This is a genomic window from Streptomyces sp. NPDC088794 (assembly GCF_044750545.1).
Classification (GTDB): Bacteria; Actinomycetota; Actinomycetes; order Streptomycetales; family Streptomycetaceae; genus Streptomyces.
Map to the genome: position 1 here is coordinate 153,360 of NZ_JBIVKB010000021.1, position 22,260 is coordinate 175,619.

A 22,260-nucleotide genomic window follows, 5' to 3' on the forward strand; every position below is an offset into this window, starting at 1 on the left:
GGGGAGGCACCGTGCCCGAATCGTCGGCGAAGCCAGACGAGCCCGAGCAGCAGCAAGCGACTCCGGCCCCGCCCCCTGCTGCCCCGCAACCCCCATCACCCCCGCCCGGCGCCGAACTCAGCGACCACGCCTTCACGACGACCGAGGTCGGCGACGAAGCCGACGAACTCCCCGACGAGTGACGGCCCACGCCCACCGCACTCCCGCACGAGGATCACCCGCACAACTGGATGCCGACGCCCGCGCGGTGCGAGTCATCGGCCCCACGGGCCGAGGCACCGGCTACCTCCTCGACGGCGCTCTGCTGCTCACCTCGGCCGAGACCGCGGGCGCCACCTCCGGCACCGCCCCCGGCACGGTCACATTCCGGTTCCCCGGATCCGACCGCCACTGGCGGTGCGCCCTGATCTGGCACCGGTACGACCCGACGCTCCCGCGAGCTAGGAGGCTGGACGCGGCGCTGCTCCGCGTACTCGACGCGGACTGGGACCAACACCGAGACGGCATCCGGGCGTTGAGACAGCCACCGTCGCCACCGCTGCGCTGGGGCCGCCTCGCCACCCGCCGCGCCTCCGTCCCTGTCAGCCTCACCGCCTTTCGCGGCGAGGACGCCCTGGTCGTGCGCGGCACGGTCAGCGCCGAATCGGCGGTCAAGGCCGGCCGCTACCGGGTGACCCTCCCCGACCCGGGCTCGCGGCGAGGCCCCGAGGCGTGGCCAGGAGTGCCCGGCGCCGCCGTCCTGTGCCACAGGCTGGTGCTCGGGGTCGTGGCCGACGCGGTCAGGGAACCCGGTACGGCATGGCTGAGCGTGGTGCCCGCAGAGAGGCTGCTGTGCGACTCCGCCTTCCGCGCCGCGACCGCCGCCGGACCGGTGGAGGCGGCCGAACTCCAGCCGGTGCTGGACGAGGGTCCGACCGTGGCCCAGGAGCCGGAACCCAGTGAGACGGACGCGTTGACGCGCTGGTGCGAAGCACCGAACCCGCTCTCGGTGCGCCTCGTCGTCGGCACGGACGACGACCGGCGCCGCCACCTCGCCCGCTCCCTGGTCCGCCGGATGAGCGGCAGGGAGTGGGCCGCCGGATGCGTCGTCGCCGACGCCGACCGGCACGCCCTGGGCATCGTCACGGACACCTTCGTGCCCCTGCTCGTCGTCCTCGACCGGGCCGACACCCGGCGCGTGGTCCTGCTCGATCTGCTGGACGCTCTGGCTCGCCGCACTCTCACAGGCCCCGCCGCCCCCGTCCGGCTGCTGCTCCTCGCGCCCGACGCCGGGCGGTGGTGGCGGTGGGCCCGCGCCGAGTCACCCGTACTGCGGGACCTGCCGCCGGACACAGTCCTGAGCTTGCCCGGCAAAGAGCCCGGCACGCCTGGCGACCGCCAAGCGGAACGCTGATCACCGATTCCCGGATTCCTCTGAGCTGGCGCCGTTGACACGAAAATGCGTCCTAATACGCCAGCAGGACTTCACTGTCTGGCCTGGTCAGAGGCATCGCCCGGAGTGTGGCGAAATGGACCCCCGATTCCGGCGGCAGCCCATCACGAAAGTTCGAAGTTAGAGGACGCCTGCCCTGTTCTCACTTTCCTGGCCTCCGAGAGGTCCACTCATGGGTGGGTCCGTACAGATTCGCCGACGGCAGACACATTAAGTCCCGTACGGACTGGATTAACTCGGCGAAGGAAGCAAACCTGGAGCGGTCTTCGGGAAACCGGGCGATCTAGCACCTGCTCTCTGTCGTGGCGTTGGTGAACGCCGGGCCCAGACGGTGCGCGGTCAGGCTGTGGAACGACTGGTACATCGCCTCCATGAACTCCCGGAACGACGCGTACCGGTCCGGCGGCTCACCCGCCCAGCCGCGGTAGTAGTACACCGCCCACTCGCCGTCCTCATTCACGTCTCGCGGATCGAGCAGCACGTACGTGATGTCCGACTCCGCGTCCACCTGCAGCGCGCGCTCCCACATGCCCGCGAGCAGCACCTGCTCGTCGGTCGCGTTCTCGTCCAACTCCTCCCGGTACACCTCGGCCATGTCCATCGCGTCCTCATGCCACCCGGCCCGTTCTGTACCAGCGAGCAGCCACACGAACGCGCCCGCATGCCGCCAGCCGTCGCTCACCTCAAGGAACGCCCGGTAGGAGGGAGGCAGTTGCCGTCCCAGCCGTTCTTCCAGAGCCGCGATGCGCTCCGGGTATGCGGGGGCGAAGCCCAGCCGGCGCTGCTGCCGGGCCTCCTCGTCCGCTTCGCTCAGCCGGTCCTCGGAGGCCGCCGCGTCCGCCCATTCCCCACTCCATCGTGCGAGGAAGGACGGCCAGTCGAAGGTCGTCTCTGCCATGCCAGGCATCCTCGCACCGGCCACTGACAAGTCCCCTGCCCGGCAACGGAGTTCGCTCCGGCTGCGCGGTGCCGCCTGTTTGGTGTGGGGAGCCTGTGCCGGGTGGCTGTTGCGCTGGTTGCGGGCAGTGAATGCGTCGCCCTCAGCGCGTCCTCAGGAAAGGCTCAGAGTTCCGCCAAGGAGAAACCGGCGGCAGGGCCGATGATCGAGCTGTCCAACGTGGACCGGCCCGGCCGCCGGATGATGCCGAGGCTTGGCGACTGACATCTCTTGCGTGCTCCCTCTCCGGCCGGGCCTGTGGGGTGGACGCCCCGGTTCACGTGGACCGCGATTCAGGCCGGTCGTCGCCCACCGCGTCGACGACCGGCGGTTCCGCCCGACGCCACAGACCGAGAAACGGAGATCCCGTGATCCTCCAGAGCAAGTACCCGGACATCCCTCACGTCGACCGTCCCCTCCACGAACAGGTGCTCGGCGATGCCGCCCGGCGTGGCTCGCGGCCCGCCATGGTGGACGTGTCCAGTGGACGGACACTCACCTACGGCGAGTTGGCCGAGCTGGTCCGCAGGCTCGCGGCGGGCCTTGCCGCCGAAGGCATCGGCAAGGGAGACGTGGTCGCGCTGCACTCGCCGAACACGATCCTTTTCCCCGTGGTCCTGTATGCCACCACCACTGCGGGCGGGACGGTGACCCCGTTGTCGCCACTGGCCTCGCCGCCCGAGATCGCCAAACAGCTGATCGACTCCGAGGCGCGGCTGATGGTGAGCGTGTCGGCGCTGGTCGAGACAGCGCGGGCAGCGGTCGCGGTGGTCCGGCGCATGACCGGGCGGGACATCGAGATCCTGGTCTGCGACGAGGTCGACGGTCACCGTTCGGTGCTCGGGCTGCTCAACGACGGCGACGTGCCGGCGTACGAGACGGATGTGGCCGCCGACGTTGCCGTGCTGCCGTATTCGAGCGGTACGACGGGCGTGCCCAAGGGGGTGATGCTGACCCACCGCAACCTGTGCACCAACCTCGAACAGATAGCCGCCTTGCACCGGTTGGGCGAGGGCGACCGGGTCATCGCGATCCTGCCGTTCTTCCACATCTTCGGGCTGACCGCGCTGCTCAACGGCGCGCTGATGCGTGGTGCGACCGTGTACGTGCACGCGCGGTTCGATCTCGACGCGTTCCTGACCAGCCTGGAGCGTGAGCGGATCACCCACGCGTATGTCGCCCCGCCCGTGATGCTGGCGCTGGCCAAGCACCCCGCGGTCGGGAACCTGGACCTCTCGCACCTGCGGCGGATCATCTGTGCCGCGGCGCCGCTGGACGCCGGGGTGCAGACGGCCGTGGCCGACCGGCTGGGCGTGGAGGTCGGGCAGGGGTACGGCATGACGGAGCTGTCTCCCGTCTCGCACCTCCACGCCGACGGCGACCTCGGCGAGCCCGCAGCATGCGTGGGGCAGTTGCTCCCGTCGACGCAGGCGCGGCTGGTCGATCCGTTCACCGGGCTGGATGTGGCGGAGGGCGAACCGGGCGAGGTGTGGATCCGTGGGCCGCAGGTGATGAAGGGCTACTTCGGCCGGCCGGAGGACACCGACGCGACGGTCGATGCCGAGGGCTGGCTGCACACCGGAGACATCGGCCGGGTCGACGAGGACGGGAACTGGTTCATCGTCGACCGGGTCAAGGAACTCATCAAGTACAAGGGCTACCAGGTGGCGCCGGCCGAACTCGAAGCCATCCTGGTGCAGCATCCCGGCATCGCCGACGCGGCCGTGATCGGTGTCCGTGACGAGGACGGGGGCGAGATACCCAAGGCGTTCGTGGTGCCGATGACCGGGGTGTCGATTTCCGCCGCCGAGGTGATGGCCCACGTCGAGGCCCAGGTTGCCCCGTACAAGAAGATCCGCCGGGTCGAGTTCATCGAGGCGGTGCCGAAGGCGCCCTCCGGCAAGATCCTGCGGCGTGAGTTGCGGGATCGGGAGGCGGTGCGCTCCTGAGGCGTCGGCCGTGCTCGCCGGCCCGGCCTTCGGGCCGGCCCGCACGGGCGCCCAACTCCCTTAAGTTAAAAGGATGTTGTAAAGTTTTTGTGTGGATGGAGTGGTTTATCGGTTCGGGCAGTACGCGTTGGACGCGGACCGCCGTCGGCTCAGTCATGACGGACAGTGGGTCGATGTCGAGCCCCGGGCCCTGGAGTTGCTGTGCCTCCTGGTCGAGCACCGCGACCGTACCGTGTCCGAGGACGAGCTGTACGACAGGATGGGGCGCGGACACGCCGTCAGCGGGGCCACGTTCGCGGCCTGGCTGCGCACCGCTCGCCTCGCCATCGGTGACAGCGACACCGGACAACACGTCATTCGCACCGTGAGCCCGCACGGGTACCAGTTCGTCGCCACTACGACAGCGGACTCCAGCGTGCCGCTCTCCCCTCCCGCGACCGCGCCCACCACGGAAGCCGATCACGAGGTCATCCGCTTCTGCCGCTCCACCGACGGCACCCGCATCGCCTTTGCCCTCACCGGCGAAGGCCCGCCGCTCGTGAAGACCGCCAACTGGCTGACCCACCTCGACCTCGACCGGACCAACCCGATGTGGGCCCACTGGTTCGACGGCCTCACCCGAGGCCGCCAACTCATCCGCTACGACGAACGGGGCTGCGGCCTGTCCGAGTGGACGGTGTCCAGCTTCACCCTCGACGACCTGGTCGACGACCTCGACTCCGTGGTCGACGCCGCCGGGCTCGACCGGTTCCCCCTGCTCGGCGTGTCACAGGGAGGCGCGGTGGCGGTCGCCTATGCGGCGCGTCGCCCCGAGCGGGTCAGTCATCTGGTCCTCACCTCGGCCTACGCTCGCGGGCAGCAGATCCGTGCGGGCAGTGACGACGAGCGCGATGCGGCCGAGGTCGACCTGAACATCGCCCGCGCGGGATGGCGCTCCCAGGACAGCAGTTTCCTGCGCTATTTCGCCTCCCAGTTCCTCGCCGACGCCACTCCCGCGGAATGGGACGCGTTCGCCGCCTACCAACGGCAGACGACCTCGGCGTCCAACGGCCTGCGGTTCATCGAGGATTTCACCCGCATCGACGTCTCCGGCATCGCCCACCAGGTGACCTGCCCGACGCTGATCGTCCATGCCCGCGACGACGCTCGGGTCCCGGTCGCGCAGGCCCTGGAACTGGCCACGCTGATCCCGGACAGCCGGCTGGTCCTCTTGGATAGCCGCAATCACCTGTTCACGGCCGCCGATCCCGCCTGGCCGACCTTCCTGTCGCACCTCTACACCTTCCTGGGTGAGTGACCCAGCCCCGAGTACGATGCGCCCGCCCGCGACGGTGATGCTTCAGGCCAGGCCCGGAGCCGGGCCGCTGGAGCTGTGCTCGCTCCATGACGGCTCCGGCTCCGGGCCCGCCGGCCGCTCTTCTCGCCGGTGCAGCTGACGGAGCGGGGCTAGCCGGTGAAGGGGTTACCGCCCATCTGCAGGCCGCCGTTGAGGTTGATGTGGGTCAGTTCGAAGTCCTTCGAGTCGGACCAGGTCTGGTTCGCGGTCGCATTGGAGACCAGCGCGTCCAGGCTGGGTGCGCCGTCGGGGGCCTCGCCCGCTATCCACTCCGGGATGTGTTCGAGCACCGTGGCCACGGCGGAGACCACACCGCCGACAAGAGCGGCGACGACGACGCGCACCACCGTTCGCTCGATCTGCGCGATGGCGTCGCCGATCACAATGGCGATGACGGCGAGGATGAGGTCGGCGATGGCTTCGGTGATCGTCACCCAGGTGGCCACGGTGTACCAGGACCTCTTGACCGGGTTCTGCAGTTGGACCCAGGTCAGGGACTGGGTGCCGTCGCTCCTGGTGCCCAGGGCGAGACCAGTCGCGTAGGTGATCTCGCAGTAGGCGTCGATTCCCGGTGAGATCGGCGTGTGCACGTAGGCGTACGTCTCCACCGTGGACCCTTGGAGGGTCATGGTGTAGGTGGTGATGGTCGGGGTGTAGTCCACCGCGCCGACGCGCACGGAATCCACGTCGAACTGCTTGGTCGCCGCGATCCGGGTGTCGTTGTTTCCCAGCACGAAGGTGTTCGCCGGGGCCTTCGGGAACGTTGCGGGAAGCACCGGCAGTGCCATCTTGCTCATGAAGCGTTCGAGCGAGATGTTGAAACTGGCGCGGGCGCCGCCTCGACACCGCACCATTCGACGTCCCGCACGACCAGGGCCCCGAGACCGGTCGAGGCGAGGCTGTGGCTCAGGGTCTCCGTCAGTCGGCGGATGACCTCGTTGACGACGACCTTGGTGATCGTCTCGACCAGCAGACCGCCGGCCCAGAACCACCAGGGAATGTGTGCGGAGTGGCCGGAGCGGGTCCCCATGCCGTCCGAGAAGTAGATGCGCTGGTCGGCCTCGTCGTAGCCCATGGCGTACTGGCTGCTGATCCACCAGTTCATGGAGATGCCGGCCTTGAGATCGCAGTTCCCGCTCACCGCCAGGGTGAGTTGCCCGCCGACCACCCCGAGCTGCAGAGAGGTGACCCATGGGGTGTACCGGATGGCCCCCACCTTGATGGGCTCGGTGGTGAACCGGCGCGCGGCGACGATCACGTGCCGGTCCTCGTCGTAGGCGAAGCAACTCGGGTCGGCGCCGCCGCCGAAGACCTGTGGCAGCGCCGGTCGGACCATCCCGGTGAGGAACAGGTCCTCGGAGATGGCGAAGGCGAGGTCACCGCCGGCAGCGAACAACTCCGGGTCGACTGTGTGCTGAAGCCCGGCGACGCCGCGCCCGTCGGTGACGCTGAGGACGCAGAGATAGCCCAGGCCCGCCCGGGTCTCCAGGTACACGAAGGCTGAGCTCACGGGTGTGAGCCAGCCTCCCGAGTCCGGACGGACCAGGTTGAGCGACGCGAAGACGAACGAGACGTTGGCCGCCTGGTCGGCGAGGACCTCCGCCACGCAGTTCGCCACCAGTCCTATGCCGACGGCCCCGAGTCTGCTCTCAGTTGCCGCGGATGTGATGAGCACAACCGGGGTCACCACGCCCGGCTCGGCCCGGTCGCCGACCCGGCCGGCCTCGCGCAGCGCGAAGACCAGGTCCTGGCCGCCTCCTCCCCTTACGGGCAGCAGCTCCAGCGACACGTCCACCACCACGATGCTGCCGTCGAGGCCGATCTCGCTCCCGGAACCGCCGGAGATGGTGCCGCTCTCCACCGGGACGGCGAGGCGGAGAATGCTTCCGGAACCCCCTGGCGCGATGCGCCAGGGGCCGAGCTTTCCCCGGAGGACGTACGGCGTCGACAGCGAGTCTCCTGTCATCTCGAAGTCCGTGATCAGCTGGTCCGAGCTCTGCGACAGAGCGCGGTTCGCCGCATGGAGCGACAACGCGCTGACCGTGTCCCAGCCGTAGACGTCCATGTTCTTCCCCCGTCAGGCGCGTCAGCCGATGACGATGTCGCAGTCGGCCCGGCCGTGGTCGACGATGTCGACGAAGTCCGCCTGGATGTCGGGGTCGTAGGCCGCCGAGCTGATGGTGCGGGTCTTCTTGCCCGGCACGGCCTTCTTCCCGGTCGCGTGCGTGACGCTCGCCGCGTCCCACGTCAGGTCGCAGGTCCAGTGGAAGGTGCGGACGAGGAGGTGGGAGTTGTTCCCAGTACCCTCGACCGACCAGTTGCCGTCGGCGTTCACCACGAACGTGACGTTGCCGCTGACACCCCGGCTGCTGTCGCTCGTGGCGAACGTGACCGACTGGCCGTCCGCCGCGACCTGCTTGGTGGTGTCGTTGGCCTGGGCGGGAACCGTCCCCAGCAGCAGGGAGCCCAGGGCGGCTCCCGAGGCGATCAGCAGCGCCAGCCCCCGGCGGGTCCGGATCGGGCCCGCATACCTGGTGTTGTCGAGTCGCATCGTCTGTCCTTTTCTCTCGTGTCTCTTCTTGGCTGAATGCCGGACCGGAGCACGATCTCCGTCGAGAGCCCTTCGGCCCGGTGCACTTCGAGCATCGGGCCTGCGCTCTACCGGAGCTTGGGGGAGGTCTGAGGCTTCCCTGAGGGGGAGCTGAGGGCATCCTCAGCACCGATCTTGTCGGGCGTTGTTCAATCAGCGTGGCTGCCCGGGATTCTTTTCGGTGCCCGCTGCCGAGGTCACTCGGCGAGGAATGCGTCGATGTGGGCGAGGAACTCGTCCCACGCCGGCTCGAACGCGGTGAACAGGTGGTTGCGGCTCTTGAGTACGACCAGCCTGCTGTCGGGAATGAGGGCGGCCAGCTCGCTCGCCTGCGAGACAGGCACGCGTTCGTCGTCCCGGGAGTGGATGATCAGCGTCGGGCAGGCCACCCGGTGAGCGATGTCGGACACGTCGATCCGGGCGAACTCCTCAAGGAAACGCACACCGTTGGCCGGTGACGTGGTCTGCCGCTGAAAGGCGGTGAACTCGTCCCATTCCTGAGGTGTGCCGTCGGGTAGGAACTGGGAGGCGAAGACCCGCAGGAACCTGGGGTCTTCGTGGATCCATCCCACCCGCGCCAGATCCAGGTCGAGCGCTGCCTCGTCGCGCTCCGTCTCGGTACGGGCCCGGACCTGCCGTCCTCGTGAGTAGGCGCCGGCGAGGATCAGCCGGCTGACCCGCTCGGGGTGGCGCACGGCGTAGGCCACCGCGACCGCACCCCCCTGTGACACGCCGAGCAGGGGGAACCGGTCGAGTCCCACGGCGTCGACCACGGTCTCCAGGTCGTCGACCCAGTCGTCGAACGTGAAGCCGGGCACCGTCCACTCCGAGAGGCCGCACCCCCGCTCGTCGTAGCGGACGAGCCGACGTTTGCGGGCGAGGCCGCGCAGCCAGTGCGACCACACCGGGGTCGACCATTCGAGGTCGAGATGGGTCATCCAGTTGGCCGCCTTGAGCAGCGGCGGACCTGAGCCGACGGAGGCATGGGCGATACGGGTGCCGTCGACGGCCCGGCAGAACCGGATGGTCTGGCGGTCGGCGCCGACGGGCTCGTCACCGGCCGCCGGTTCGACGCGCCTCTCACGGTCATCGGCGGCGGACGGGCCGTCCGCGACGGCCGTCACCGCGGCCACGAACTGGTAGCCGCGCCGGTGCACGGTGCGGATCACCTGCTGCAGGCTCCCGGTGTCCCCCACCGCGAGGCGCGCGGTCCGCAGCGCCGTGGTGAGGGCGGCCTCGCTGACGAAGCGATCCCCCCACACCTCGTCGAGCAGCTCGTTCTTCGGCACCACCCGGTCCCGGTGCTCGACCAGGTGACACAGCAGGTCCAGGGCCCGGGGTTCGACGTGCACCGGCTCACCGGCCCGGCTGAGCTGATGCCGTGCCAGGTCCAGCTCGAATTCCCCGAAACGATACTTGTCCCCCTCCACCTTTGCAGCGTACAACCCTCGTCACGTGGCGTACACATGAACGATGCGTCCCGGGCTCGGCGCAAGGCCCTGGACAACGGAGGTCTTCTTGCCGCGGGAGGCGTTGCGCCGGAACACACTGGCACTGAGCGGGCAGGCGCCCTCAGCCGTGCGAGGCATCCTTGTGACGACTCCGCCGGCGGAAGGCGACCGCGTCGGGGTTGTTGGTGAGCCACCACTGGCACACGTACCAGTGGTTGTCCTTGCCTCCTGCGTCGTCGAACGTCACGACGGCCACGACCGGCCCGCTGCAGTTCGGGCTCGGCGCGGAGTGCATGCTGCACTTGCGGCCGGTGCCCGGCGAGTTGGCGTGCTGCCCAGGACGGTCGGTCGACGGTCACGTCGTGTCGAGCAGCCGCGATGCCTCCTGAAGGGTCTGCAGGATCTCCTGACGTGCGCTGCGCCGGGAGGCGAACACCCGGGGGCTGGGGTGCCAGGTGGGGAGCGTGTGGACCTTGGGCGCATATCGCTCCTGGTAGGTCGCCCATCCGGCCTGAGCCTTACGTCCCATGGGGACGACCACCTCCAGCGCCGGCAGCATGGTGATCACTTCGTGGAGAAACGGAGCCGCGCGCTGTATCTCCGTTCGCCCGGGTGCGGCGATCCGGTCCGCTGTTCCCAGGTACCACGGCACGACGTTCCAGTGGACGGACTCCCGGTACGGCAGACCTGCCTCGGCACGCAACGTCCAGCAGTTCTGCGCCGTCTGGTCGTCGTTGTCGACGGAGATGATCCCGCTGCCGGTGCGCCGCAGTTCGGCCTCGGCACCCATGGACTTGCGGCCCGGGGCTTCGAGGAGGAACAGGCTGCGTGCGCCGACTCCACCGCTGGCGGGATCGAACCACGGCACCGCCTCGCCGTCGCCGAGCTGACCGCGCAGTTTCTCCACCCAGTCGTTGAGGGGACGCACGGCCGGTTCGGTCCGGACCGCGTTCAACCGGTCTCGCAGCATGTCAGGATCACGAAGCGCCCGAGGTGCCGACGTACGAAAGGCATTGTGAGAGGACATGGCGCGCAGTGTGTCATTCGCCTATGGCAACAGACGGTACTCGCCTGGATGGGTGCCCTGCCGATGGTGCGAGGTGCAGGGCGTCGGTTCTCGGCGCTGGGGATCGCCTCGTCACTGTCAGTGCCGGCTGGCATCATGCCTGGTCATGAAGACGCGGGATGAGAGCGACGAGGCGTATGCGATCGGTCTGTGCAACGAGGTGTTGGGTGAGACCGCCCGTGCCCAGCACAAGTTCGACTGGTTGCTGGGCGACCCGGGAGCCGGTGGGCGGCAGGTCAGGCTGCCCGTCGACGCCTACTGGGAGGGGCATCAACTCGTGGTCGAGTACCGGGAGGTGCAGCACGACCAGCCGGTACCGCACTTCGACAAGCCGGACAGACTGACGGTAAGCGGCGTCCACCGGGGCGAGCAGCGGGCCCTGTACGACGCTCGGCGCGACACCGAGATCCCGGCCCACGGTCTGCGGCTCGTGGTGATCCGACCGGCCGACCTCGACGCGGACGGCCGAGGCCGCCTGCGTCGCAACCGAGCGGCGGACAGTGCGGTGTTGAGGAGGATCCTCGCGCGCGACAGTGATGAGGCCCGGGTCACCGATGCCTTTCGCACCTGGCTGCTGGCCGAGGGCTGGACGCCGGTGACTCCGGCAGACCGCTGGACCGACATCGAGGCGGTGCGGGGGAGCGAGCGGTTGATCTGTGAAGCCAAGGGGCGAACCAGTGACAAGGGCATCGCCGCCGACATCGCGTATGGGCAGCTCCTGCGCCGTATGACCAGTGAGTCAGAGGACATTCGGTACGCGCTGGTCGTGCCGTCCTCCTCCGTCAAGGCCGCCGAGCGCGTTCCGCCGTGGGTACGACGACAACTGCGCATCGACTTGTACGAGGTGACGGACGACAACCAGGTCCGGCACCTGCCGGCGTAGCGTTTCCGACCCGGTCGCGCACTCGGCTACCGGTGAGTGTCTGCGGGTTGGTCCTTGGCCCACCACAGGAATGCGGCGGAGTGCTGCTGGTTGGCGAAGCCCTCGCCCACGAGGGAGTGCAGGAGGTCGTTGCTCCAGAGGATGAGCCGTCCCAGGGTCCAGTTCACCGACTCGGGTGCGGGCAGTTCCAGGCCGTAGACCATCCGTGCGATCTCGCGCTTGCCGCCCGCCTGCGTCGTGTACTTGAGGATCGACAGGAAGCGGTCGGGCTGCACCACGCAGAGCACCCTGGTGAGCAGGGCTTCCTTGAAACCCGTCATGGCGAATGGCCTGGTGCCGGCGAGCAGCTCCTGCAGCCGGTCTTCGAGGGGTACTTCGGCGGGTCCGTACAGGAGGTGTTCGATCGTCTGGCGGGTCGACTCACCGGCTGCGGTGTCGCCCATGGCATTCCAGGCGGAGTTGAAGGTGGCCTGGTTGCCCGGGTGGGCGCCGACATCGGAGTTGGCGAAGTCCTTGAGGCTTCTCGGGTCGCAGGTCAGCAGCCCGTCGGGGGAGAAGATCTTCTGGTACCTGGCCCAGTAGGCCGCCACCTCGGGGTCGAAGCCGGGTTTGGTGGCGAGGTACTGCTCCTTGAGCCGGGCCGCGCGCTCCAGCCACTGAGGCTCCAGGTCTTCGGGCTTCGGGAAGCGGGCCTTGAGGTCTGTAAAGGAGTCCGACTGCTCCTTCCGCGCGGCAATGGGCTCCCCGTGTGCCCATTCGTAGCCGCACCGGTGCTTCACGATCCGGCGCCCGTCGTCGAGCGTCCGGACCACTTCGATGTCCTCGTCCTCGCTGCACAGCGGGCACATGGCCAACCCCATGGCTTCCCTCCCTGTAGGACCGGTGCGTGTGCCTCCCTGTGAGCTGCTGCACCCGTCCGCCGAGGGTGACCTTCCCACATCTGGTCAAGGCGCGAACGGCCGGGTCCTGACGCTCCGTCGAGGCGCGCCGACACATTGCTTCTTGTGTGACTGGGGACGTCACTTCAACCAAACGCGGCCTCCGTCGGAGCCAGGTATTTGGGTTAAGCGTCCGGCGGAATCTGCAGCCCCTCGACCAGTGAGCTTGAGGCTCTGCTTAGCGGTGTTGTGCCGCCCGCACTGGTTGTTCGCAATGGCGGACACAACATAGTCAACCGTAAAATCTTCGGGCGTGCCGAAGGCGCCGTTGCTTTCACCGTCATCGTCACAGGAGACGGACGTACTGGCTCTAACAAAAGCACTTGATCATGTAACTGTTGGCTTGTCTGCTCGCTGGTCTGGTGGTGGCGAAACATCAGTCGCAGTCGTGGATCGTGTCGGATGAACTGTGGTGGCTGATCGAGCCGTTGCTGCCCGGACCAGGTCTGAAGCTGGTCGAGGGCAGACCTCGGGTGCCGGACCGGCAGGCCCTGTGCGGGATCCTCTTTGTCCTGGATACAGGCATCCAGTGGGAGTACCTGCCCCAAGAACTGGGCTTCGGATCCGGCATGACCTGTTGGCGGCGACTGGCGGCCTGGAACGAGGCCGGCGTCTGGGACCAACTCCATGTGCTGCTGCTGGAGAAGCTGCGCTCGAAGGGCAAGCTGGACTGGTCCCGGGCGGTGATCGACTCCTCGCACGTCCGCACGGCTCGCAGGGGCCCCAAAGCGGGCCCAGCCCGGTCGACCGAGCACGTCCGGGCAGCAAACACCACCTCATCGTCGACGGCCAGGGCATCCCGCTCGCAGTTTCGCTGACCGGCGGGAACCGCAACTACGTCACCCAACTCCTGCCGCTGCTCGACAAATCCCGTCGATCGGGGGCCGGGTCGGCAGACCGCGCCGACGCCCGGACGCCCTCCTGGCCGACCGCGGCTACGACCACGACAAGTACCGCCGCCTGCTCTGGCAGCGCGGAATCCGCCCGGGCTCGGGCGTCCCTGCTTCTGGCCAGGATGAACAGGAGGCCCGCGAGCACGGAGCAGCCGAGACCGGCAGTGATGCCGACCATGATCGTGTCGTACGAGGCGTTCGCGAGCCGGGGTACGCCGTTGGCCAGCGCGCCCGCGTCCAGGCGCAACAGTCCGAAGGCGCGCAGTCGGAGGCCGCCGGTGCGCTTGCGCATCCACGGCGGAACCCATCCGAGGGGCATCGCTGTCGACAGCGGGAGCAGGAGCACGCTGACGGCCCCAGCGCGAGCCAGTGGTACTGCGGGTTGCCGTTCACGAACTCGCTCCCTGTCTTTCGTCCGGTCGCACGGCGCGACCACCGTGCGACGCCGTGAACGACAGAGCCACACAGCGGCGGCCACCATGCCGGACCCCGGCAGTCCTGAACGCCTCTCACCTGCACGGTGACAGCGGGAAGTCCCGCATCGGGGTGCCGGTCGGCGGCGGGTCACCGCCGCCGACCCGCGGCCAGCAAGAGGCCGGCCTGGGGAAGCCGCACCGGTGACCGATCCACAGCGCTCAGGGTTCGGGGTTCAGTCGGAGAGTGCAAGTATGGCGCCCATGTAGCCGCAGATTCCGAGCACCGTGGCGAGCCAGACGGTGGCGGTGTGGACGGCGAGGCGGCCAGGGGCGGAGGGCATGTCGAGATGGGCCAGCGCCGCCCTGCTCACCCGGGGCCGGGGTCCGCGCCTGGGCAGGAGTTCGAGGGCTTGGCGCAGCGCCCTGTGGGAGGCCGGACTGGTGAGACCGAGGGACATGCCCCAGGCGTCGCGGACCAGCAGGACGCGTTGCGAGACACCGCTGCGGGAGAAGTAGGTCAGCAGCCGTACCCGCTCGATCCGGGACAGGTCCACGGTGCGCTCGCCGGCGAGTGTCCGCGCGGTCAGCAGGGTTCCGGAGTGGTGCTGTTGCCGCTTCTCCGTGTTCACCTCGGTGAACAGCATCATTCCGGCCGGTCCGGCGACCAGCGCCGGGGCGATCGCCGCCTCCGCGGGGATCAGGCCGGTGGCCGCCACGGCGAGCATGGCGAAGGGCGACGCGACGAGCGCGCCGGCGAAGGCGGTCCAGTGGCGCGCCCGTCGCCGGGCCTGCGCGGGAGACGTGAACAGGTGTGCGTACTTCGCTCTGACCCGGCTCTTCAGCACCGTATGCCCTCGCCTTTCGGATGCCGGTCAGCCGCACTCCCGGGGCTGCGCCATGGGCGCGGGCGTCCACGGCTGGGCCCGCCGTCCGAACCAGTCGGTCAGGGCCGCGCCGCCCTGCAGTCCCAGGCTCAGGAACAGCAGATGGGGTGAGGTCGCGGAGCGCAGGATGTCGGCTGCCTCAGCGGGCATGCCCGCCAGTTCGGCCACCGGCGGCACCAGGGCGCCGACGTACAGCACGAGCGCGGAGACACCCTGCACCCGGATCCGCGCGGGGGACCACCGCACGCGGGCCCTCTTCGGCGCCCAGCCACGGAGCATGGCGATGCCGAGAGGAAGCAGCACCACTGTGAACAGGCCGATCCAGCACCACAGGAAAACCACCACGTCCCACGCCCTTTCCGCGCTTCCTCGGCGCGCAGTCTGCCCCCGCGCACGGTCCGTCGTCACTGCCTGAATCCGGCAGTCTCCGTGCGGCCGGGCTGCACGGGTACCGCAGCCCGTCACCGGGCCCGGCGTGACGGGGCCCTGATCTCGGGGGTCGGCTACCCGACTGAGCAGTTCCCCCAGGCCGCGGCCAGGGACTCGGGAATCTGTGGGACATCGCCGCAGCCGTGCGGCGCACGGGGAAAGCCGTCAGTGGCGAGGTAGCTCCACACGCCCGTGGGCGTACCGCGGAAGTACTTGGTGGCGCTGCCCTCGTCCTGCATGCCCACGAGTTGCTCGTTGGTGGCGCCGGGGGTGGGCTCGAATCGGGTGGCTGCGTAGCGGACACCGCCGCACCGACCGTAGAAGAACTGCTGCGGCACCGGCCGGATGTGGGTGAAGCGGGGGAAGCTGCGCTGGTACGCCGCGGTCACCGCGGCCTTCACCGTGCTGGTGGCGGTCAGGTTGTGGCAGCCGGAGGTAGCCGTCCCGGCGGGAGTGGAAGATGCCGTGGCCCCGGTCGGGGTAGCGGAGCTGCGCGACGGCGGGGGTGTGGGCATGGTGTCGGCGGGGACGGGCGGAGGCGGGTCTGCCGGTGCAGAAGGAGTCTCAGTAGGTGACGAGGAGCGTGCACCTGAGTCGGCGTGCGAAGCCGCGGAATTCTCGCACCCTGTCAGAACCAGGATCCCGACCATCACCGCCGTCACCGGCACACCCCTGAGATCGAGCATGGCTCCTCCTCTTCTCGACTGCTGAATCCTCTGCCACGACCTGCGACAGAGAGTGCGATCGCCGGCGCCCGCCAGACGCCATGTTCCTGGACACACAGCGCAGCCCTGGGGTTGCGGGAAGAAGGGGCGTACGACGGTCTCGATTCCGCATAAGGGCGCTGGACCTGGGGCATCCCATGGCGCGGTCACGCCCTGCGCGGCACGGACGGCAGCTGGTGCGGATGCGGTCCGTGGCCGGTCTGACAGCTGACGCCCTCTGGATGAGGGGGCGGGCCGCCACGCTGTGCGGCGGCATCACCATGCAGGGCCGCCACTTGTTCCACTTTCCCGACCTGCCCGACGATCTGCGTCCCCTGCGCGGCAACGACGCCGGCGATGACGAAGGAGGTGATGTACGTGGCGGCATGATGTGGCGACCGCGTCGACCTGCCGCTCGGGCCGATCACGTCGGCGGGGACGCGGACACGGACGACGTAGCCCATTCCGCGCCAACCGCCGTGGCCGGGTTCTCGGCGAGCAGGCCGAACGGGAGCAGCATGCCCTGCTCTTCTGCAACGGTGCGGTCCGCATGGCCATCGAGACGGCTCGTGCCGGTGGCCGGTGGCCGGTGGCCGGTGGCCGGTGGCACAAGGCGATGGGCGGCCGGTTCCTCAAGCCGGGCGACACGGTCTACGACGCCTGTCCGGAAGCCGTCGACCACACAGCCCGGGGGCCACGCGGTGACCGTGACAGCACTCGGCGCTCGAAGTCATACATGTGACAGTTTGAGTCATGCATGCCGTCAGAAGTCAAGGCGTCGGGGTCCCGGGCGGGTGGCCACGACCGCCGCTTCAGCCGTCGCCGGATCCCGAGGCCAGGAGTTCGGCGAGTTCCCGCCACGCGTACGCGCAGAAGTACGCCGCTCCGCCCTGCTCGCACAGCTCGGCCGCCCGCCGGTATACCCCGGTCGCGGTGGCCGTGTCGCCCAGCGCGCGGTAGAGCCGCGCCGTCCACAGCTGGTTCACGCCGACCTCGTGTGTCGCGGGCCACGACCCGGCCGCCACCGACGCGTCGGCCATCAGCCGGGCCCGGTCGTACTCACCCCGCCTCAGGGCCAGATGCCCTTCGAGCACGGCCAGGTGGACCAGCATGCTGGTGTGGCCCAGCACATTGATCACCGGCCGGGCCCTGCCCACCCGCTCGACCGCCTGGTCGTCGAGGTCTTGGTCGACCAGGAACTCGGCGATCGCCAGGTAGTACTCCGCCTCCGCCCAGGCGTTGATGTCCTTCCGCGGGTCGATCTGTTCCAGGGCCTTCGCAAACCAGGTCCGCGCCTGGGGGTAGTCGTCGGTCAGCAGGCACAGCCGGGCCGACTCCCGGTACGCGGCACTCCGTTGCGGCCAGGGAATCTTGTCCGAGAGCCGCGCGACGAGCGCGTCGGCCACCTCGCGTCCCCAGCGTTCGTGTCCGCTCCACGCGCAGGCGTTCACCAGCACGGTGCCCGCGCGCACGGCGCCGGCGGTGTCCTGCCGGGGCTCGGCCAGAGTCCATGCGAGATGGGCGAACCGCAGGCCGTCGACGAGGCCGCCGTTGTTCAGGCTGAGCTCGGCGAGGTGCCGGGCGACCCGTTCCAGTCTCTCCGCCGAGGAGCGGGTGTAGTCGTCGTCGAGGAGCCTCCGCAACAGGAGCCGGCTCTCGTCGACGCGGCCGTTGCTTTCGTGGATGCGCGCCAGCGACCAGCGGACCTCCCAGAGCACGTCACGGTGTGAGCTCCCGCCGTCCCTGTCGAGGATCGAGGTGAGCAGCTCGGCGGCCATGTCGGAGGTGCCTTCCTCCTCCTCTCTGCGTGCCCTGAGCAGCAGTTCCATGAGGCCGATCCGCTCGTCGGCGCCGGTGCTCCCGTTGCTGGTGCCATTGCCCTCGGCTCCGTGCTCCGGGACGTCCGTGTACTCCGACTGGAGCGACTCGGGAGTCACCCCGAGCCGCTCCGCGAGTGCGGTGGCGACCTCAGGGCTCGGTTCGCGCTTACCGCTCTCGATCAGGGAGACGTAGCTCGCCGAGAGTTCAGGCCCGGCAAGCGCGGCCTGGGACATGCCCGCCCGGAGCCTGAGCGCTCGCACTCTTCTTCCGAAGGCCGGCTGTGTGGCCAACATGCGCTCCTTACGGGTACGGGCCGTGGTGCCGCGCGCGGCGATCAATGACGAGCCCTCACCTTACGAGTTCGGTGGCCTGCCCCTGCGACCGCATGCTTGACTCCGATCTGTCATGGAGTCATGGTGGTTCCTTGAATTGTGACTGGATCCATGACAGGGGCGCAAGGCGCCTTCGCGGCCGGGTTCGAGGCGTAGACGCGTTCAGGGCATGCCCGAGGGGGGTGTGGGGCGGGCCGGGTGGGCCGGGTGGTGACGCTCGGGGCGAGTGGTCCGCGGGCGGGCACCGGAGGTGGGGCGAGGCGTCGTCGTGCTCCTGGTCGGTCGCTCGGCGGTTCGTCGGCGCAGTCGGCAGGGCACTCCGTGCAGAACGTGGCCCGGCGGGTCCTGTCGCCGGGCTGTACTGCGAGGGGCGCGGGGCCCTGCTTGGCCGAGTCGAGCCGGGACGTGGTCCTGGGGACGGCTCGGCAGCGGGTTCAGATCGTCGCCTTCCTGTGAGTGACGGCCGCCCGTGAGGGAAAGGTGAAGGTGTTGTGTGCTTTTATGTGGTGCCATCAAGTCCCTTGATTTCAAAGGAAGTTGATGAAGACACGTCCGCCTCGGTGCCGTTGCACGGGTGTCCTCCCGGCGCCGGCCGGGGTGAACCGGCAGGGTTCGAGGGAGAGTCGTAGTGCATGGCATACAGGTGAGGCTGTTCGGCGAGGCGGATCTTCGACGAAGCGGCCAAACCCTGACGACCCCGCCGGGCAAGGCCCTTGAACTGCTCGGCTACTTACTGATTCACCGGGAACGCACACACACCCGTGAAGTGATCTCCGAGCTGCTGTGGCCGGACATCGAGCCTGGCGTCGCCCGCAAGTACCTGCGCCAGACCCTGTGGCGCCTCAACTCGGCCATACAGGACCGGCCGAGCGAGCCCGGCCGGGCACCCGGGGAAGAGACACCCGAGCTTGTCGTCGTCGATCCCAACTCCATCCGGATCAACCCGGCGGCGTCCTGGTGGCTGGACGTGGACGCGTTCGAGGAGAGTTACGCGAAGGTCCGGGACACACCTGGCCAGGCCCTCTCCGACGACCAGGCGCACAGGGTCGAGTACGCGCTCGGCCTCTATCGGGGGGACCTGCTCGCCACCTGGTACCACGACTGGTGCGACCACGAACGGGACCGCCTGAGACAGGCCAATCTCGCGATGCTGGACCAGTTGATGGGCCACTGCGAGGCACACGGACTCTATGCGAAGGGTGTCGGCTTCGGGCAGGCCGTACTGCGCCACGACGCGGCGCGGGAGCCCACCCACCGACAGCTGATGCGACTGCACTACGCGGCCGGCGACCGCACCGCCGCGCTCCGCCAGTACCAGCGGTGCACCTCGGTGGTGAACCACGAGTTCGGGGTGGGGCCCTCGGCGGACACCACGGTCCTCTACGAACACATCCGGGCCGACCGGGCCGAGGACATCCTGCCGGGTGGCGTCCGGGGCGCGCGGTCGACGTACGAGGTACGAGGCGCGGGCGGCTCCGACGACTCCCGGCCGCGGTCGGAGCGGACGGACGGGAGCGTGATCCCGATGCAGCGGCCCTCTTCCCGCGATGAGGCTGCGCCGGTGGACGCCGTCCGCTTACAGTCGGCTGATCCGCCCGGCTCCGGCGGCCGGACCTCGAGCGGTCGGCCGGTCCGGGAGCAAGGATCGGCTGACCATGACGGGGACGAGGTGCAGGGCAGCATGAGTGGTTCGGGCTATGTCGACTCGACGCGGCACCTGCTGGCGGAGCTGGCCCGGCTCGACGTACTGCTGGGCAGACAGGTCCGACGGGCCCGGCGCTCCCGGCACGAGCCCGCCGATGAACTCTCCGCGTTGTACGTCACGGACGCCGAGGTGGACGCGCTGCTGGAGGACGCGTTCGACAACACCCCACCCGTGGACGGCGACCCGGAAGCCGAAGGGGAACTGGACAGGCTTTCGGCTGAGATCGCGGAACGCGTGGCGCACAGCGTGCGGGACGGGGTGAGCCTGCGGCTGGTGGTCCTGGCCGGGCTGTTCGAGCTGCACCCGGTGGATATCGATGTCGTCGTGATGTGCCTCGCTCCGGAGACGGACCGTCGCTACGAGCGGCTGTACGGATACCTGCACGACGACCTGACCCGGCGGCTGCCCACCGTCGGCCTCGCCCTCGACATCCTCTGCTCCGACCACGCGGCGCGTGCCGCCGCGCGGGCCCGGTTCACACCGTCGGCGCCGCTGGTCCGGCACCGGCTGATCACGCTCACGGAGGACTCGGCGACACCGACGCACTCCCTGCTGGGCAACGGTGTCCGACTGGACCCGCGCGTCGCCGCGTTCCTGCTGGAGGACGACGAACCGGCCGACCCGCTGCAACCGTACGCGCGGCTCGTCGCACCGGCCGGCACGCTCGACGACCTGCACTTCCCCACCGAGTTCGGCGCGTCCCTGGCCCGGCTGGCCGAGCATGCCGACGACCGCCTCGCCGTCTACTGCCAGGGCCCCTACGGCGTCGGCAAGCAGAGTGCCGCAGCCGCCTGCGCCCGGCGCTGGAACGCGCCGCTGCTGGTGGTGTCGGCGGATCTGCTCGCAGAACGTCCGATGGAGGAGTTCACGGCACTGGTCGCTCTCGTCGACCGGGAGGCACGATTGCAGGGCGCGGTCACCTACTGGGAGAACGCCGACGCGCTCCTCGGCGAACAGGTTCGTCCCCGGCTGGCGTTGCTGCTGTCCACGCTGGCGGCCCACCCCGCCCCGGTGTTCCTGGCGGGCGACACCGCGTGGGAACCGTCCGACCCACCGCCGGGCATGACCTTCGTACGGCTGGAGTTCCCCGCTCCGGGCTACGCCGAGCGGACGCGCCTCTGGGAAACCGCGTTCGACGGGCAGGACGGGACGGACCGGACCGCGCTGGATCTGGCCGCAGTCTCCGGTAAGTTCCGGCTGACCGGCGGCCAGATCCAGGACGCCGCGGCGACCGCCCGCAACCTGGCGCACGCCCGCGCCCCCGGCGCACCGCGGATGACCCAGGACGACCTGTACGCGGCGTGCCGCCTGCAGTCCAACCGCAAACTGGGCGAACTGGCCCAGCGGATCACGCCCCACTACACCTGGGACGACATCGTGCTGCCCGCCGACCGGATGGAGCAGTTACGGGAGATCGCCGATCAGGTGCGCTACCGGGCCCTGGTGTACGAGACCTGGGGATTCGAGCGGAAACTGGCCAACGGCCGGGGCCTTGCCGTGCTGTTCGCCGGAGCGTCCGGCACCGGCAAGACCATGGCCGCCGACGTCCTGGCCCACGAACTCGGCCTGGACCTCTACAAGATCGACCTGTCGACGGTGGTCAGCAAGTACATCGGCGAGACCGAGAAGAACCTCTCGCGCATCTTCGCCGAGGCCGCCACCAGCAACGCCGTGCTCTTCTTCGACGAGGCCGACGCCCTGTTCGGCAAGCGCTCCCAGGTCCGCGATGCGCACGACCGGTACGCCAACCTGGAGACCAGCTATCTGCTCCAGCGCATGGAGCAGCACGAGGGGGTGGTCGTGCTGGCCACCAACCTGCGCAAGAACCTCGACGACGCGTTCATCCGCCGCCTGCACGTCATGATCGACTTCGCGGTTCCCGGGGTCGAGGAGCGCCGTCGTATCTGGGAACAGGTCTGGCCCAAGGAGGTCCCCCTGGACGCCGGCCTCGACCTGGACCTGCTCGCCCGCCAGATCGACCTGCCCGGTGGCAACATCCGCAACATCGCCCTCGCGGGCGCCTTCCTCGCCGCCGCGGACGGCGGGGTGGTGACGATGGGGCATCTGCTCCGGGCCACCCGGCGCGAGTACCAGAAGATGGGCAAGATCCTTTCCGCGGGAGAGTTCGGTACTGGTGCGACGAACGGAAAGGATGCTTCGCATGCGTTCCCGTCAGAGTGAGGTCAGGCCGGAGCCGAAGGCGCCGGCTACCGCCACGCAAAGGTCCGCGTCGATCGTGCTTCACCCTGCACACCCCCGCGGCGGGTTGCTGAACCTGCAAAGCCGGTACGGCAACCGTGGCGTGCGGGGTTTCATCCAGGCCAAACCGAACATCGGTTTGGTCGACGATCCGCTGGCAGGGGAGGCGGACCGGGTGTCGTCCGGTGCGGTGGAACGGTCCGCGCGGTACCTACCTGACACGGTCCAGCGCGCTCACGGCAGGCCGGACGCGGGTCCGGCGACGGCGGTGCGCGCTGTCGGTGCCCGGGGTGGT

Annotated in this window: 19 protein-coding genes and 1 pseudogene; 8 read left to right on the top strand and 12 right to left on the bottom strand. The window is 69.3% G+C overall.

All coding sequences use genetic code 11. The features are described 5' to 3' along the window. The first annotated feature begins 11 nt into the window (after positions 1 to 11). On the top strand, positions 12 to 182 hold the full coding sequence (locus ACIP6U_RS42595) for a hypothetical protein (RefSeq protein WP_401728295.1): 171 nt from the start codon (positions 12 to 14) through the stop codon (positions 180 to 182). Between the two features lie 65 nt (positions 183 to 247). Beyond that, positions 248 to 1,393, top strand: a complete 1,146-nt coding sequence (locus tag ACIP6U_RS42600) for a hypothetical protein (RefSeq protein ID WP_401728297.1) — start codon at positions 248 to 250, stop codon at positions 1,391 to 1,393. A 322-nt stretch (positions 1,394 to 1,715) separates the two neighbouring features. On the opposite strand, the gene ACIP6U_RS42605 is transcribed toward ACIP6U_RS42600, so the two are convergent. Then, entirely contained in the window at positions 1,716 to 2,330 is a 615-nt protein-coding gene (locus tag ACIP6U_RS42605; protein ID WP_401728298.1) for an SMI1/KNR4 family protein, read from the bottom strand. A 407-nt stretch (positions 2,331 to 2,737) separates the two neighbouring features. Between ACIP6U_RS42605 and ACIP6U_RS42610 the strand changes: the two genes are divergently transcribed. After that, positions 2,738 to 4,318 (top strand): AMP-binding protein, encoded by a 1,581-nt coding sequence (locus ACIP6U_RS42610; protein WP_401728300.1) that lies wholly within the window; start codon positions 2,738 to 2,740, stop codon positions 4,316 to 4,318. 91 nt (positions 4,319 to 4,409) lie between these two features. Beyond that, a complete protein-coding gene (locus ACIP6U_RS42615; RefSeq protein ID WP_401728302.1) occupies positions 4,410 to 5,615 on the top strand; it encodes an alpha/beta fold hydrolase in 1,206 nt (401 codons plus the stop codon). Between the two features lie 149 nt (positions 5,616 to 5,764). Here the strand turns inward: ACIP6U_RS42615 and ACIP6U_RS42620 are convergent, their stop codons facing one another. The 6 genes from ACIP6U_RS42620 to ACIP6U_RS42645 all read right to left on the bottom strand — a co-directional run bounded on the left by ACIP6U_RS42620 (position 5,765) and on the right by ACIP6U_RS42645 (position 10,665). Beyond that, on the bottom strand, positions 5,765 to 6,451 hold the full coding sequence (locus ACIP6U_RS42620) for a TULIP family P47-like protein (RefSeq protein WP_401728303.1): 687 nt from the start codon (positions 6,449 to 6,451) through the stop codon (positions 5,765 to 5,767). Then, positions 6,448 to 7,719 (bottom strand): TULIP family P47-like protein, encoded by a 1,272-nt coding sequence (locus tag ACIP6U_RS42625; RefSeq protein WP_401728305.1) that lies wholly within the window; start codon positions 7,717 to 7,719, stop codon positions 6,448 to 6,450. The genes ACIP6U_RS42620 and ACIP6U_RS42625 overlap by 4 nt, the downstream gene beginning before the upstream one ends. Positions 7,720 to 7,740: 21 nt before the next feature. Beyond that, positions 7,741 to 8,205: a hypothetical protein gene (locus ACIP6U_RS42630; protein ID WP_401728306.1), complete on the bottom strand. Its 465-nt coding sequence runs from the start codon at positions 8,203 to 8,205 to the stop codon at positions 7,741 to 7,743. A 236-nt stretch (positions 8,206 to 8,441) separates the two neighbouring features. Then, on the bottom strand, positions 8,442 to 9,674 hold the full coding sequence (locus tag ACIP6U_RS42635; protein WP_401728307.1) for an alpha/beta fold hydrolase: 1,233 nt from the start codon (positions 9,672 to 9,674) through the stop codon (positions 8,442 to 8,444). Between the two features lie 142 nt (positions 9,675 to 9,816). Beyond that, on the bottom strand, positions 9,817 to 9,990 hold the full coding sequence (locus ACIP6U_RS42640) for a hypothetical protein (protein WP_401728308.1): 174 nt from the start codon (positions 9,988 to 9,990) through the stop codon (positions 9,817 to 9,819). A gap of 60 nt (positions 9,991 to 10,050) precedes the next feature. After that, positions 10,051 to 10,665, bottom strand: a complete 615-nt coding sequence (locus tag ACIP6U_RS42645) for a uracil-DNA glycosylase (protein WP_401728309.1) — start codon at positions 10,663 to 10,665, stop codon at positions 10,051 to 10,053. Positions 10,666 to 10,867: 202 nt separating this feature from the next. Between ACIP6U_RS42645 and ACIP6U_RS42650 the strand changes: the two genes are divergently transcribed. Next, positions 10,868 to 11,644 (top strand): hypothetical protein, encoded by a 777-nt coding sequence (locus ACIP6U_RS42650; protein ID WP_401728310.1) that lies wholly within the window; start codon positions 10,868 to 10,870, stop codon positions 11,642 to 11,644. Between the two features lie 26 nt (positions 11,645 to 11,670). Here ACIP6U_RS42650 and ACIP6U_RS42655 read toward each other — a convergent pair whose 3' ends face one another. Beyond that, a complete protein-coding gene (locus tag ACIP6U_RS42655; protein ID WP_401728312.1) occupies positions 11,671 to 12,504 on the bottom strand; it encodes a hypothetical protein in 834 nt (277 codons plus the stop codon). A 443-nt stretch (positions 12,505 to 12,947) separates the two neighbouring features. Between ACIP6U_RS42655 and ACIP6U_RS42660 the strand changes: the two are divergent. Then, positions 12,948 to 13,569: pseudogene (locus tag ACIP6U_RS42660) on the top strand (IS5 family transposase); the annotation flags it as partial. A gap of 555 nt (positions 13,570 to 14,124) precedes the next feature. On the opposite strand, the gene ACIP6U_RS42665 reads toward ACIP6U_RS42660, so the two are convergent. The 3 genes from ACIP6U_RS42665 to ACIP6U_RS42675 form a co-directional block, all read right to left on the bottom strand. Further along, positions 14,125 to 14,736, bottom strand: a complete 612-nt coding sequence (locus ACIP6U_RS42665) for a hypothetical protein (RefSeq protein WP_401728314.1) — start codon at positions 14,734 to 14,736, stop codon at positions 14,125 to 14,127. A gap of 27 nt (positions 14,737 to 14,763) precedes the next feature. Beyond that, positions 14,764 to 15,120: a hypothetical protein gene (locus ACIP6U_RS42670; RefSeq protein ID WP_401728316.1), complete on the bottom strand. Its 357-nt coding sequence runs from the start codon at positions 15,118 to 15,120 to the stop codon at positions 14,764 to 14,766. A 158-nt stretch (positions 15,121 to 15,278) separates the two neighbouring features. Continuing rightward, positions 15,279 to 15,719, bottom strand: coding sequence for a hypothetical protein (locus tag ACIP6U_RS42675; protein ID WP_401728318.1), 441 nt, complete (start codon positions 15,717 to 15,719; stop codon positions 15,279 to 15,281). A gap of 739 nt (positions 15,720 to 16,458) precedes the next feature. On the opposite strand from ACIP6U_RS42675, the gene ACIP6U_RS42680 reads away from it, so the two are divergent. Then, positions 16,459 to 16,650 carry a hypothetical protein gene (locus tag ACIP6U_RS42680; protein ID WP_401728320.1) on the top strand — a complete coding sequence of 64 codons (192 nt, stop codon included), beginning with the start codon at positions 16,459 to 16,461 and terminating at the stop codon, positions 16,648 to 16,650. A 70-nt stretch (positions 16,651 to 16,720) separates the two neighbouring features. On the opposite strand, the gene ACIP6U_RS42685 is transcribed toward ACIP6U_RS42680, so the two are convergent. Next, a complete protein-coding gene (locus ACIP6U_RS42685) occupies positions 16,721 to 18,022 on the bottom strand; it encodes a helix-turn-helix domain-containing protein (protein WP_401728321.1) in 1,302 nt (433 codons plus the stop codon). Positions 18,023 to 18,827: 805 nt separating this feature from the next. Between ACIP6U_RS42685 and ACIP6U_RS42690 the strand changes: the two genes are divergently transcribed. Further along, positions 18,828 to 21,947 carry an AAA family ATPase gene (locus tag ACIP6U_RS42690; protein ID WP_401728322.1) on the top strand — a complete coding sequence of 1,040 codons (3,120 nt, stop codon included), beginning with the start codon at positions 18,828 to 18,830 and terminating at the stop codon, positions 21,945 to 21,947. The last annotated feature ends 313 nt before the right edge of the window (positions 21,948 to 22,260 follow it).

Coding starts and splice junctions, on each gene's coding strand:
- ACIP6U_RS42605 (WP_401728298.1), bottom strand. CDS start 2,330: ATGGCAGAGACGACCTTCGACTGGCCGTCCTTCCTCGCACGATGGAGT.
- ACIP6U_RS42620 (WP_401728303.1), bottom strand. CDS start 6,451: ATGAGCAAGATGGCACTGCCGGTGCTTCCCGCAACGTTCCCGAAGGCC.
- ACIP6U_RS42625 (WP_401728305.1), bottom strand. CDS start 7,719: ATGGACGTCTACGGCTGGGACACGGTCAGCGCGTTGTCGCTCCATGCG.
- ACIP6U_RS42630 (WP_401728306.1), bottom strand. CDS start 8,205: ATGCGACTCGACAACACCAGGTATGCGGGCCCGATCCGGACCCGCCGG.
- ACIP6U_RS42640 (WP_401728308.1), bottom strand. CDS start 9,990: ATGCACTCCGCGCCGAGCCCGAACTGCAGCGGGCCGGTCGTGGCCGTC.
- ACIP6U_RS42645 (WP_401728309.1), bottom strand. CDS start 10,665: ATGCTGCGAGACCGGTTGAACGCGGTCCGGACCGAACCGGCCGTGCGT.
- ACIP6U_RS42650 (WP_401728310.1), top strand. CDS start 10,868: ATGAAGACGCGGGATGAGAGCGACGAGGCGTATGCGATCGGTCTGTGC.
- ACIP6U_RS42655 (WP_401728312.1), bottom strand. CDS start 12,504: ATGGGGTTGGCCATGTGCCCGCTGTGCAGCGAGGACGAGGACATCGAA.
- ACIP6U_RS42675 (WP_401728318.1), bottom strand. CDS start 15,719: ATGCCCACACCCCCGCCGTCGCGCAGCTCCGCTACCCCGACCGGGGCC.
- ACIP6U_RS42680 (WP_401728320.1), top strand. CDS start 16,459: ATGGCCATCGAGACGGCTCGTGCCGGTGGCCGGTGGCCGGTGGCCGGT.
- ACIP6U_RS42685 (WP_401728321.1), bottom strand. CDS start 18,022: ATGTTGGCCACACAGCCGGCCTTCGGAAGAAGAGTGCGAGCGCTCAGG.